Source organism: Paenibacillus sp. O199, assembly GCF_001636635.1.
GTDB classification, from domain to species: domain Bacteria; phylum Bacillota; class Bacilli; order Paenibacillales; family Paenibacillaceae; genus Paenibacillus; species Paenibacillus marchantiae.
Genome location: NZ_LGRP01000001.1, coordinates 563,903 through 576,096, shown reverse-complemented (window position 1 = coordinate 576,096; position 12,194 = coordinate 563,903). Strand labels below are relative to the sequence as shown.

General features: G+C 42.9%; 11 protein-coding genes. 7 read left to right on the top strand and 4 right to left on the bottom strand.

Going from position 1 to position 12,194, the window contains the following annotated elements; translation table 11 throughout:
* Positions 1-11: 11 nt before the first annotated feature.
* The gene (locus A6049_RS02945) at positions 12-1,058 is read right to left on the bottom strand and encodes an aromatic ring-hydroxylating oxygenase subunit alpha (RefSeq protein ID WP_063563141.1); all 1,047 of its coding nucleotides are present in this window, start codon (positions 1,056-1,058) and stop codon (positions 12-14) included.
* A gap of 359 nt (positions 1,059-1,417) precedes the next feature.
* Between A6049_RS02945 and A6049_RS02940 the strand changes: the two genes are divergently transcribed.
* Together A6049_RS02940 and A6049_RS02935 are read left to right on the top strand one after the other, a co-directional pair.
* Positions 1,418-1,864 (top strand): carboxymuconolactone decarboxylase family protein, encoded by a 447-nt coding sequence (locus A6049_RS02940; protein WP_063563140.1) that lies wholly within the window; start codon positions 1,418-1,420, stop codon positions 1,862-1,864.
* Between the two features lie 37 nt (positions 1,865-1,901).
* Entirely contained in the window at positions 1,902-2,828 is a 927-nt protein-coding gene (locus A6049_RS02935; protein WP_063563139.1) for a sigma-70 family RNA polymerase sigma factor, read from the top strand.
* Between the two features lie 146 nt (positions 2,829-2,974).
* Here A6049_RS02935 and A6049_RS32440 read toward each other — a convergent pair whose 3' ends face one another.
* Positions 2,975-3,931, bottom strand: a complete 957-nt coding sequence (locus A6049_RS32440; RefSeq protein WP_095205929.1) for a hypothetical protein — start codon at positions 3,929-3,931, stop codon at positions 2,975-2,977.
* A gap of 216 nt (positions 3,932-4,147) precedes the next feature.
* Positions 4,148-4,792: a spore coat protein gene (locus A6049_RS02925; RefSeq protein WP_063563222.1), complete on the bottom strand. Its 645-nt coding sequence runs from the start codon at positions 4,790-4,792 to the stop codon at positions 4,148-4,150.
* A 131-nt stretch (positions 4,793-4,923) separates the two neighbouring features.
* On the opposite strand from A6049_RS02925, the gene A6049_RS02920 reads away from it, so the two are divergent.
* Both A6049_RS02920 and A6049_RS02915 read left to right on the top strand, forming a co-directional pair.
* Complete coding sequence (locus A6049_RS02920; protein ID WP_063563138.1) at positions 4,924-5,457, top strand: hypothetical protein; 534 nt, start codon at positions 4,924-4,926, stop codon at positions 5,455-5,457.
* Between the two features lie 34 nt (positions 5,458-5,491).
* Positions 5,492-6,223, top strand: a complete 732-nt coding sequence (locus tag A6049_RS02915; RefSeq protein ID WP_063563137.1) for a DUF1361 domain-containing protein — start codon at positions 5,492-5,494, stop codon at positions 6,221-6,223.
* A 117-nt stretch (positions 6,224-6,340) separates the two neighbouring features.
* Here A6049_RS02915 and A6049_RS02910 read toward each other — a convergent pair whose 3' ends face one another.
* Positions 6,341-7,315: a serine hydrolase domain-containing protein gene (locus tag A6049_RS02910; protein WP_063563136.1), complete on the bottom strand. Its 975-nt coding sequence runs from the start codon at positions 7,313-7,315 to the stop codon at positions 6,341-6,343.
* A 327-nt stretch (positions 7,316-7,642) separates the two neighbouring features.
* Between A6049_RS02910 and A6049_RS02905 the strand changes: the two genes are divergently transcribed.
* The 3 genes from A6049_RS02905 to A6049_RS02895 are packed head-to-tail and all read left to right on the top strand — an operon-like array spanning position 7,643 to position 12,108.
* Entirely contained in the window at positions 7,643-9,979 is a 2,337-nt protein-coding gene (locus A6049_RS02905; protein WP_063563135.1) for an ABC transporter permease, read from the top strand.
* Positions 9,980-9,989: 10 nt separating this feature from the next.
* A complete protein-coding gene (locus A6049_RS02900) occupies positions 9,990-10,754 on the top strand; it encodes an ABC transporter ATP-binding protein (protein ID WP_063563134.1) in 765 nt (254 codons plus the stop codon).
* A gap of 28 nt (positions 10,755-10,782) precedes the next feature.
* Positions 10,783-12,108 carry an MFS transporter gene (locus A6049_RS02895; RefSeq protein ID WP_240321284.1) on the top strand — a complete coding sequence of 442 codons (1,326 nt, stop codon included), beginning with the start codon at positions 10,783-10,785 and terminating at the stop codon, positions 12,106-12,108.
* The last annotated feature ends 86 nt before the right edge of the window (positions 12,109-12,194 follow it).

Here is a 12,194-nt window from a genome sequence, read left to right as displayed (position 1 = left end):
TTGTTTTCAATTTATGATGTGTAATTTCGTCCCAAACCAAGCTCTGTCAATAACTGACGATAAGCGATAGAGGTACGGTCTGCGGGAATATGCGCTTCTGCATGCAGATCCAGTGGCAAATCCTCTGGCTTCTGTGATTCCACCATTTCCCGATCTTCCTCAAATACTTGCAAGTTAAACTTAATTGTATCTTCAATCGGAGCATCCTTGTCAAAATTACGGGTAATCGGACAGAACAACCGCGTAAAACGTGCAGAGATGGGAGAGGCACAGTTCAGAATGTTAAGCTTGTCGTTCTCCGGGAAGTGAACCGTAAGTGATGCGGCAAATGGCGGAAATACCCGGAATTCACGCAGCCACTGAAAACCTTCGGGTGCGACATTATCCTGACCTTTGCCATAGTTGCTGACAGAACTCCAGTATTCGGCAAGCAGTTCATTGCCTACGCGTTTTACTTTGTATTGGGGCACTTCGGTGTTGTTCCGGTCGCCGAACGTTTCGGTATGCACGTAGGCAAAATGGGATACATCCAGAAACCCTTCCATTTGACGTCCAGCAGAACCTGCGATATCAAAGTTCGGGGGCAAGATGTTGATATAATCTGGATCATCCCATCCCGGGAATGCGGGAATCTGCTCGTCGGTACCGGCGAGTGAAGTCCAAATCAGGCCATAACGTTCGACTGCAGGATATACGATAAGCTTCAATTTGGGAGAAATTTTGGAGCTGGGGTGTGCAGGTACGGCGGTACATTTACCCTCACAGTTGTAACGGAAACCATGATATGGGCAGACAATTTCCCCATTTTCTACCCAACCTTTACTGAGCGGAGCACCACGGTGAAAACAAAGATCCTTGGCAACTACAACTTTGTCGTTGCTGCGATACAGCACCAGGCGGACATCAAGCAATTGAGCGGCAAGTGGTTTATCTGTCACTTCGCTTGCCTGGGCAATGGGATACCAATATTGAGATAATACATGCCAGTCTTCTGCGGAGAACGTGCAGCCGCGAGGCAGTTCAGATGTAAGTTGAGGATTGGAATTGGAAGTTATCATGGAAGTCACTCCTTGCTAGGATAATGAATCGTTCATTTTTTTATGTCAGGAAAGTTTACTTTGTAGCCGTATGTTACTACTCTTTTGTTTCGTGTATCAATATGTTTAATGATTATTTGTTCAAAATCACAAACAAAACATCAAACAGCTAACATAAATACGGAAACCCCTGTTTATACATAACGCTTTACGTGAACTATATTCATGTCGGTTATGCTCCACGCAGATTAATTACTTAATTGTTAATCGAGCTATATTCTGTGCCTGAGTATGCTGAAGAAATTTTTTATAGAAAAATGTCACAAATGTGAGCCTTGGTTTGTCTTAAGATTGTAGACCAAAATACGGAGGCGAATGCAATGAGTTTAAGAGTGAATTATAGAGTGGCTAACCCGGGTGCTTTCAAAGCAATGATGGCGTTGGAGCAGCACATTTCAGGTCAGTTTGAAGACAAACCGTTATATGAGCTACTGAAAATCCGTGTATCCCAAATCAATGGTTGTGCGTTCTGTCTTGATATGCATGCTAAAGATCTGTTGAAGCTTGGAGATTATGCTGATCACATTTTGCTGCTGAGTGTGTGGCGCGAGGTGCCTTTGTTTACGGAAAAAGAACGTGTTATGCTGGAGCTGGCTGAGGCCGTAACACTTATTTCGGAACAAGGCGTACCACTTGAATTGTATGAAAAAGTTAGAGACCATTTCAGTGAGGCCGAACTGGTGGATCTGATCATGGCGATCAACACAATTAATAGCTGGAACCGGATTGCCATTACAACAGGGATGTATCCAGGCTGCTTTAATTAAGTAAACATCCTACCATCTGCCAGAGGAGGCCATTCTCATGAAATTCAATTCCCTCACCAATGAGCCAGAAGTGTCTTCTCTGGAAGTTGGTGAATTGTATATTCGTTACAAAGCCTATGCCTTTTCCATTGCTTACCGCATGCTTGGCAGTGTTGTGGAGGCTGAAGATATTGTGCAGGATTGTTTTGCAGAGCTTCAGAGCAAGTCTCTTGATGATATCCGTAATACCAAGTCCTATATTGCTAAACTAATCGTAAACCGAAGTCTGAATCTGCTAAACTCTGCCCGCAATCAAAGGGAAAGTTATGTTGGAGAATGGCTTCCCGAGCCGATGAGTGATGGTAAAATGGGTAACATTCCGGAAGAAACCGTACAGCAGAAGGAGATGATTTCCTACGCTTATCTGGTTATGCTGGAACAGCTTTCCCCAATGGAGCGTGCCGTTTTTGTACTTCGTGAGGCTTTTCAGTATGAATATACGGAAATAGCGGATTGGCTGGGCAAATCAGAGAGCAACTGCCGTCAGATCTTTAGCCGGGCCAGACGCAAGCTTCCCGATAGACTTCCGCCGATGGAACAGAGTTCTGCAGATTATGCTGCAAAAGAGCAATTGCTGGCTCGTTTTACAACGGCTTTTCTGAATTATGATGTCTCCGAGATGCTGGAGCTGCTTGCTGAACAACCGGTATTTACGGCAGATGGCGGTGGACGTGTGCATACGGTCATGAGAACGATGAGGGTTCGTAAGGGTGTACTCGCCTTGTTGACCTCTCGCCGGGTGCTTACCCGATTGCGAAAACGAGATTGGGTGCCTACATTTATCAACGGAGAGCAGCACCTTGTGTTACTGGAAAACGGACAGTTGTCCGAAGTTCTGTGTTTGGAACTGGACTCTCTTGGAGAGCGAATTGAGGGGTTCTATCTCGTTGTGAATCCAGACAAACTTACATCGGTATCGAGATAATACTTTTCTGGAATGGAATAAGAAGGGCTCAAGGCATGTTAAAGCGGCACATCCTGTAAAGAGGAGTGCCGCTTCTTTTTAGCTTTGAGATTGTAGCTAATTTTATTGTGAACTAACAACATCCATTTTGGACCGGTTATTATTTATTAATTATTGGCAAACAGGCTTTCAACATGGTCAGTAATCTCTCTGATTTCTGGGGTAAGTTCGTCGTTACTCTTATCGAGAAGATGCAAAATCTTATCCACTGTATCCAGAAGTACACTCTTCGTGTTAGGCTCCCTATTTGCCACAGCCTTCTCATATGCTTTTTTCACTTCTGGATCGATAGTACGAATTTCTTCTTCCGTGTACCAGTCATAGGCGGGAGAGTTATCACTTCCATAAAACAGGTAACCAACGTACAGTGAATTCTTAACTGCTGACGTACGATTAGAGCTTGGGAAGTTGTTCAGGAAAGCTTCCTTTTCTAGAGTACGCCGGATGAGTTCATCCCAGGTTATGATAAAGGCCGCATCGGAAGTTGTGGGCTGGTTGGATTCCGCAGCCATAATATCAATGTAAGCAACAATGTCAGGTTTCACGTAGGGCTGAAACTTTTTGTACATCTCATAATTGAGGATGGGATAGTATAGACCTTCACTAGTTTCCAGTTTGAATCCCAGATCGGAGGCTTCCTGCAAGAGCTTGCGAACCGTCGGATCTTTAATCACTTTGAGCAGATTGCTATATGTAAGCTTTTGTTCATAACCTATGTTGGAATGGGCTTCATAGAGAACGCTTTGAAACAGTTCCGTATACATTTTTTGATCCAAGTCAGCCAGTCTGATCTTTTGCAAATTCTCCAGTTGAAGGGTCATCAAAGTGGCCTGCCAAGGTCCGACTTCATCGATATGATTCAATAGATATTTACGTGCCTGAACCAGGCTGGGCGTGGATTTCACTGCATTTTTTGAATACATTTGAAATTGATGATATACCGCTTTGGAAGCTGGGACAGGTGCAGCCAATGTAGTTTGGGATGTTATCAGAGTTGCACTGATGGCCGTAAAGCTTAATGTAATGGCTAGAAAACCAAGTTTAATCGATGGATTCAATCGCATTCAAAAACCTCCCATGTTACATAATGAGTAATTGTGACCACATTCTGATTAAACCAGTTTCTGGTAATCGAATCAAGGGAGAATTCTTTTAAAATAAAATGTGTTATTCAAGACATGCTGTAAATATTAGTTGATTCTGGAAATAACAAAGAACAGCATCTTTCAACCTTGAGTGGGTTGAAGATACTGTTCTTTGTTGATTAAGCTTATTTTAAATTAATGGAGAGGTGGTTTATTGTTGATTGGCATCTGAGGTGTGCCGTTTGCTGGAACGTAGGCCTGAAGCATCTGTGTGGTATCATTTGTACTGAGTTGAGGCACTTGATAGTAGGCATGTTGATTTTGATACGTGAAAATTTCGTAAGCCATCTCGATAAACTGTTGAACCTGCGAAGCGATGACCCGGCGTACGGCGCCATTCGTAATTTCAGGTGCAGACATAGCCAGCAAAGAGGCGTGAGACTTGATTAATCCCAGCATATGACCGCTGATGCCTGCATCTTTGACATCCGAAAGGGATTGATTTGGCTTTTTCGGAGCGGACGGCTTGAGGCCATACACAGGTTGCACGATGTTCGGAATCATGTAGGTTGCAGTCTCGTGATGAGGCTTGTGCCCGGTTGAGAAACATTCTGCAGTCAGATTATATTGGGATAACATGAAGTTGTATTGACGATCAAGAATATGAAGAAGTTCAGTATCTTGTACAAACGTCCTGAAGATCATGTATTGATCCAATACGTTGATGGCTCCTGACAGAATTTCATGCATATCGAACATTTCATGCCCGCCATGGTTCAAGTGGGGTGTGAAGTCTGAATTTGTGTTGTTAGCTGGTTGTATTCGGTCTGGAGGCTGCATTGAATTTGGATTCATTGTGAATTTGATTCTCCTTTGGGAAATGGTATGATCCTAGTATGGTCTTCAACAGTAAATTTATGTAATGTGTGCTGGTTATAAGCGAAAATAGAGACAGGTATGGTGGTGGTTGGATGGAAATCGATTGGAGTGTTCCCAAAGCGTTATTCGTTAAACATTATGGGAGCGCTGTTCAGATGCATCGTGGTGGTGTTTATGCAGAATATAAACAATGGGATGTGCCGCAAGAGCTGGAGCAGACATGGATGGAAGAAAGAATAGGTCAGTTAACCTCTGAATTATCCATCATGAACTGGGACGCGGTTGATGAGCTTACGTCGATTGCCAGATATCATGCAAATCCGCTGATTATTGCCGCAGTCACAGCATTCGCATCAAGACAACTGATGAGTGCGGACAGTATGGTGCGTCTAGTGTATGCGGAACGTCTGATTGAGTTGATCAAGCGATATGAATCGATTATTCCGGTGGATAAGCTGCGTGAAGCCTATCAACTGACAATGAACTTGTTGGAGGATGTAGTAACAAAACCGTTGGTGCTTGATCCGGGACATGAACTACAGCAATATGGGTTAAAGGATAAACGTGGACTGAATCTGCGTGTGGAAAAGAACAAGGAAGAGATTATCCGTTATTTTCGGAACTGAATGTATTTCATTGGATCAAGTGAGGTAAATATCATTGAGAAAACTGAATTATATCAAAGTATTTATTTTCCTTAGTGTGGTCACAGTGGTGACTCTAGGTTTGTATTACGCAGCTGCGGATTGGCTGGACCAGCGCTATTTTCGCTTCCTTATCTGGAATCTGTTTTTGGGCTGGATTCCTTTTGTGTTTTCATATGTGGCCTATGGCTTTAGCCATGTTAAATGGAAAGGGGCAACATGGTTTGTCGTTGCAAGCGGACTGCTCTGGCTATTGTTCTTCCCGAACTCTTCCTACATTGTAACGGATCTTGTCCACCTGACGGCACGCAGTTCCCGCTATTATGGCGGAGGCAATGGATTGGACTACAAGTACTGGTATGACTTAATTGTGGTTTTGATGTTCGTTTGGACGGGTTTATTGCTCGGATTTCTTTCGATGTATCAGCTTCAGGAAGTGATCCATCACAAACTGGGACGATGGTTTTCATGGATATTTGTGCTAGCGGGTTGTGCACTGGGGAGTTACGGTGTTCTGCTGGGACGTGTATATCGCTTGAACAGCTGGGATGCGTTAACCAATCGAGAGACGCTGGTTGAACTTATGCATGAGAGTGTAAGTCGTCCATCGCTGGCTTTCTGTATGTTCTTTGGCACGTTTATTCTTACGATCTACGCAACGTTATACTATCTAATTAATACCAGATCTTACCGTGATAGAAAGACGGAGGTAGGAAGTTCAGAGGCTGAACTGCAAGGCTTGCGATAATCGAGAGCCTGGCATGTCTAGTTCTAATAAAGCCGTAATAAATAACCCTCAACTATTCGGGAAAACTCCCTAACGGTTGGGGGTTATTTATTACCCATTAAATGAAAACGAAGAAAGCTACAAGCATTTTAACAGTTCAGGAGCAATCCGCTGGGGGAACACATCCAGTGGAGGTTTTTCCTTCTTTCGTTTGTCATTGGTGAGCACGGCAACGAGTTCCAGGGACGGGACGATATATACAAATTGACCACCAAATCCACGGGCGTAATAATAGTGGAGTATGGAAGTGGGCTGTTCCGCAACCTTAGCTTCCGAAGTTTCGTTGGTATAAGCATCTACCCACCAATGCCAAGCGTAACTACCATGATTGGGTGGAGTAACCGAAATGGCAGGTTTTGTAGAGCGGCTAACAAGATCACTCGAAATCAGCGACTGCCCGTTCCACATGCCTTGTTGCAAAAACAGTTGTCCGAATTTTAGTAAATCTTGCGGCAACATTTTTAAACCGAACCCCCCGGTATGTACACTTTGTGGGTCACTTTCCCATTCATACTGTTGAATCCCCAACGGGCCAAATAAGTAACGTTCCGCGAACCCAGCTACGGACATACCTGTACTTTGCATGAGGATGGCAGACAATATCTGCGATACCCCTGAATTGTATTCCATATATGTACCTGGCACATGACTTAAGTGTTGCTCCAACGCAAACTTCACCCAGTAATCCGTACGCGTCATACGCGGAAATGAATTCTGTCCTCCGAATTCGTCCCAGTTGAATCCAGCTGTCATGGTTAATAACTGCTCTAACGTTATTTCAGGTTTGCGGGGGTCAGAGTCTGATACCAGCTCAGGGAAAAAGGTGGAGATCGGCGTGTCAGCCTCAGGCAGCACCCCTTGATCCATAGCAATACAGATGAGCGCGGACAACACACTTTTGGTACAGGAATTGATTTTGGCAATATGGGTAGCTGCTTCTTGATTACGGTAGTGTTCGTATATGATCTCATCACGCACGCTGACTAAGCAACTGCGCAGATCCAGCGGCGGGATGATTTGATGCAACATGGATGGTATGGATGAAGGATTCATAGTGTCCTTTCTTATTTGGGACTTACCCCATAAATTGAGTATTCATTAGAAAAAGGTTTGAATCATTATCATAGCATAGGAATAAATAAGTTCTCAATTCATCCACCTCACTCAGACTCAGGGATTAGTAAGAACTGGACCGCAGACTGATTCAGTTGTTCATATTTATTGATACAATCGGGTCACATAATAAATGGGGTTATTTTACAGGAAAAGAGGAACATGAGCTTTGGTCTGTAGGGTTGGACATATCGGCAAAAATTAATTACATAAAGTGTACCTGATTATTCCAAAGTAGTGTTCCATACAAAGGAGCTAGTGTTATTCATGCTATTACGTATGTTGAGAAATGATCTTTTTAGGAAAAAAGGAATCAACATCGCTCTATTTGTTTTTATTTTACTAGCGGCTTTACTTGTTTCTTCAGGTACACGAATGATTATGGAGTTAACCAATTCAATTCACTATTTATTTACAGAATCCAAGACGCCTCATGTTGTGCAAATGCATGCAGGTAAACTGGATATAATGAAGGTGAATACATGGGCACAGACAAATGAAATGGTAGATAAACACCAGATCGTAGAAATGATTAACATTGACGGTTCTCATTTGTTTTTTGGAGCGGAGGCCCAGAAAAACAGTATCATGGATCTTGATTTTGTTGTACAAAATCAGGATTTTGATTTTCTGCTGAATCTGGATAGTGAGATTGTGCAGGTGAATGATGGAGAAATCGCGGTTCCCGTTTACTACTTGCAGCAGAAGAAATTGAGCATTGGTGACCGTATTCATATTAAAGACGGTTCTTTCAGCAGAACATACAAGATTGTGGAATTTGTACGTGATGCTCAAATGAATCCATCGATCATTCACTCCAAACGTTTTGTCATCAGTCAGAGTGAATTCCAAACCTTGAAACAAAATACGGGAGAGTCGGAGTATCTGATTGAATTTCGACTTAGAGATTCCAAGATGATTAGCGACTTTACCCAAGCCTATCAAAATACGAGTTTGCCGAACGCTGGTCCTATTGTGAACTACAATCTGTTTCAGTTGTTGAATGCGTTGACGGATGGGGTAGTCGCAGCTATAGTCATTCTGGTCAGTTTGATCTTGATTGTGATCGCTTTACTCTGCATTCGTTTCACTATGCTCGCAACTATTGAAGAAGATTATCGAGAGATTAGCGTCATGAAAGCTATCGGCATATCCGAGCGTAATATTAAGAAACTCTACTTGAGCAAATATGTTGTTATGGCAGGATTGGGCTCTATCGTAGGATTTCTAGCATCACTATGGGTTAACCGTTTGTTCATGTCCAATATGTTGCTCTACATGGGGGCAGCTCCCAAGACATGGTTGCACTACGGCATAACATTGTTTGCGGCTGTCTTCATATTTGCCATCGTTGTATTTTTCTGCAACCGTGTGCTTCGGCGTTTTAATCACATTTCAGCTGTTGAGGCATTACGTTCGGGCAGTATGGGTGAGACGAGAATAAGTCAAAACAGACTAAGCCTGTCTCAAAATCGGTGGTTATCGGTTCCAGTTTTTCTAGGCTTAAAAGAAGTCATCCAACGAATGAAAATGTTCCGTTTGCTGTTGTTTGTGTTTATTATAAGTTCATTTATTATGATCGTACCTATAAATTTCCTCCATACGTTACAAGCTCCTAGCTTCATTTCTTACATGGGTGTAGGTCAAAGCGATATGCGTATTGATCTGAGGCATTCTGAAGATATCGAACAGCGTTACGCTGAATTAATTGATTATGTTCAAAAGGATAAGAACGTACTTCGATACTCACCCCTTGTCACAAGCCAATTCAAAGTGTTTAACAGTGAAGGTAGCTATGATCATTTAAGCGTAGAGACAGGTGACTTTGACGTTTTTCCTTTGTCTTACGTGAATGGCGCAGCACCGAAAAATGAAAATGAAATTGCTTTGTCTGATGCGAACAGTAAAGACATGGAGAAGAAGACAGGAGATTCCTTGGTACTGATCGTAAATGGACAGGAAAAAACAATGACCGTCAGTGGTGTATATCAGGATGTGACCAATGGTGGAAAGACTGCCAAAGCACGGCTGCCCTATAACAAGGATCGTGTGCTCTGGTATGTCGTAAGTTTGGATTTGAAAGATGACGGTAGTAAGATTTCAGATAAAATTGCGGAATATGAGCAAGCGTTCTCTCCTGCAAAGGTGACCGATTTAAAAGGCTACTTATATCAAACACTCGGAGGAACAATTCATCAGCTTAAGCTGGTTACGGTGTTGGCGCTTGTTGTAGCAGTATTGGTTACGATCCTGATCACATCATTATTCCTGAAAATGCTTGTCGCAAAGGACAGCGGTGATATCGCGATTTTCAGAAGTCTGGGATTTTCCATCTCCACAATTAAATTCAAATATGTATCAATGTCCCTTATTGTTTTGGGTGTTGGCGTCTTTGTAGGAACCGTGCTATCGAATACTGCAGGCGAGTGGTTGATCAGTGCAATAATGGCTTCTTTCGGAGCGTCTCATATGTTTTTTGTCATTGACCCGCTACAGGCGTACGTACTTTGTCCGCTGCTGCTGGCAGTAACGATTATCTGTACCGCTCTAATCAGTATTCAATCCATCAAAGAATCCAGCATTTCCAAAATGATTATCGAATAGGGGGACAACCATGACTATAATCCTGGAAGCCAAAAACGTGAACAAATCGTACAGTACTGGTGAGCGTGAGAAGCATCCTATTTTGAAGGATATTAATTTTCAATTGAAGAAGGGCGAATTTGTCTCGATTATGGGTCCGTCGGGATCAGGAAAATCAACCTTGCTATACAATGTCAGCGGCATGGATCAGGTAAGTAGCGGGAGTGTTTATTTTGCTGGCAAGATAATTTCGGATTTCTCGGAGAAAGAATTGGCACAGCTTCGCTTGAACAAGATGGGATTTATATTTCAGAACATCCATCTGTTGAAAAATCTGAATCTACTCGACAATATCATTCTGTCTGCTTATCTGGCCAAAAAAAGCAGTAGAGATTCCATTAATACACGAGCACTCAATTTGATGAAAAAAATGGGGATTAATGAACTGGCCAACCACAATATCACTCAGGCATCGGGTGGGCAATTGCAACGGATCGCCATCTGCAGGGCACTGATCAATCAGCCTGATATTCTGTTTGGCGACGAACCCACGGGAGCACTGAATTCACGTTCAACCAATGAAATCATGGATATTCTTGGAGACATTAATGCTTCTGGAACAACGATATTAATCGTTACCCATGATGTCAAAGTCGCAGCTCGATCTGAACGGGTTTTATTCATGATGGACGGCAAACTGGTGGCAGATCGTAACATGGGCAAGTTTAACAAACAGCATGACCTTAAAGCGAGAGAGAGTAGCTTAGGTAAATGGCTAACGGATCACGGGTTCTAACACGGTTAATTGGAGAGGGGTTTATCCAATGAAACAGATGGAGAACAAGTCATTTGGCAAATTTCTGATGGTATGGTTCGGACAGCTCATATCTACAATGGGGATCGGAATGACGGCATTCTCCCTTGGAGTGTACGCATTTGAGAAAACCCATATGGCGACAGCTGTGGCGCTGATTACACTGTTTACCTTTTTGCCTAATATCTTGTTGCGTCCTATAGGTGGAGTCCTTGCAGATCGTTTTGACCGGCGCATGATGATGGTCATAGGTGATCTTGGTTCTGCCGGTGGTCTCGTTTTTATCTGGATCATGATCCTGATCGGAAATATTGAACTATGGTATCTCTATGTTGGGGTCACTTTCAGTTCCGTGTTCTCGGCTATTCAAAGTCCAGCCTATAAGGCTTCAGCCACCGATTTACTCGATAAAGATCAATATTCAAAGGGCAGCGGGCTGATGCAGCTCGCCGAATCATCCAAGTTTCTATTTTCGCCCATTCTAGCGGGAATTCTGCTCAGTATAACAACCATTGAAGTCATTCTGGTCATTAATATGTTGACGTATATGGTTGCCATTCTAGCGGTGCTTGTTATCCGGAAAAGCATTAAAGCAGCGCGAAGCGATGATGAGAGGAAGCCTTGGCTTGTTGAGCTAAACGATGGCTGGATTGAAGTCACGACGAATAAAGGCGTGCTTCTGCTCGTCATTATTATTTCAATCATCACGTTTTATCTTGGATTTCTTGAGACACTCATTGGTCCTATGATCTTATCATTTTCGGATTCAAGGATGCTTGGCACGTTTCTATCTGTGAGCGCGATCGGTATGCTGATTAGCAGCCTGTGCATTAGCATGTTCACCATGAGTAAAAAATATTCAAAAATACTTGTTCTGGGTCTGGTTATGTCCGGAATATCATTCTCCCTCTTGGGATTTTCCACCAATATTTTTATCATTATCTTTGCAGGTTTCCTGTTTTTGGCCTCCCTGCCTTTTATCAATATGAGTGCAGATGTATTAGTGCGTAATAACATATCCAACGAGAAGCAAGGCAGGGTGTGGGGAATCATCGGCATATTATCGCAATTGGGTTTTATTGTATCCTATAGTCTCGCAGGTTTTTTGGCAGACCGTGTCTTCAACCCGCTTTTGGTGGAAGGTGGAGCACTAGCTTCGACCGTAGGATCATATATCGGCGTTGGTCCGGGAAGAGGCATTGCGTTGTTGTTTATTATTGCAGGGGTGTTTGTTATCGTTATTGCAGTCATCACTTCTCAACTTAAATCCATTAAGGGATTAGAGAAGGGGGTTGATATTGTGCCAACAGACCCAACGAATTTAGCGCATGATTGATTGAGTTGATGTGATGTAGTTTAAAGGATGATATTGGCCCCGGAACTTTATGTTTCGGGGTTGGTTTGTTTGAAAGGCTTTAGGAC

Excerpts from the sequence above, each read along its gene's own strand:
- A6049_RS02945 (WP_063563141.1), bottom strand. The coding sequence starts at position 1,058 with ATGATAACTTCCAATTCCAATCCTCAACTTACATCTGAACTGCCTCGC.
- A6049_RS02940 (WP_063563140.1), top strand. The coding sequence starts at position 1,418 with ATGAGTTTAAGAGTGAATTATAGAGTGGCTAACCCGGGTGCTTTCAAA.
- A6049_RS02935 (WP_063563139.1), top strand. The coding sequence starts at position 1,902 with ATGAAATTCAATTCCCTCACCAATGAGCCAGAAGTGTCTTCTCTGGAA.
- A6049_RS32440 (WP_095205929.1), bottom strand. The coding sequence starts at position 3,931 with ATGCGATTGAATCCATCGATTAAACTTGGTTTTCTAGCCATTACATTA.
- A6049_RS02925 (WP_063563222.1), bottom strand. The coding sequence starts at position 4,792 with ATGCAGCCTCCAGACCGAATACAACCAGCTAACAACACAAATTCAGAC.
- A6049_RS02920 (WP_063563138.1), top strand. The coding sequence starts at position 4,924 with ATGGAAATCGATTGGAGTGTTCCCAAAGCGTTATTCGTTAAACATTAT.
- A6049_RS02910 (WP_063563136.1), bottom strand. The coding sequence starts at position 7,315 with ATGAATCCTTCATCCATACCATCCATGTTGCATCAAATCATCCCGCCG.
- A6049_RS02905 (WP_063563135.1), top strand. The coding sequence starts at position 7,643 with ATGCTATTACGTATGTTGAGAAATGATCTTTTTAGGAAAAAAGGAATC.
- A6049_RS02900 (WP_063563134.1), top strand. The coding sequence starts at position 9,990 with ATGACTATAATCCTGGAAGCCAAAAACGTGAACAAATCGTACAGTACT.
- A6049_RS02895 (WP_240321284.1), top strand. The coding sequence starts at position 10,783 with ATGAAACAGATGGAGAACAAGTCATTTGGCAAATTTCTGATGGTATGG.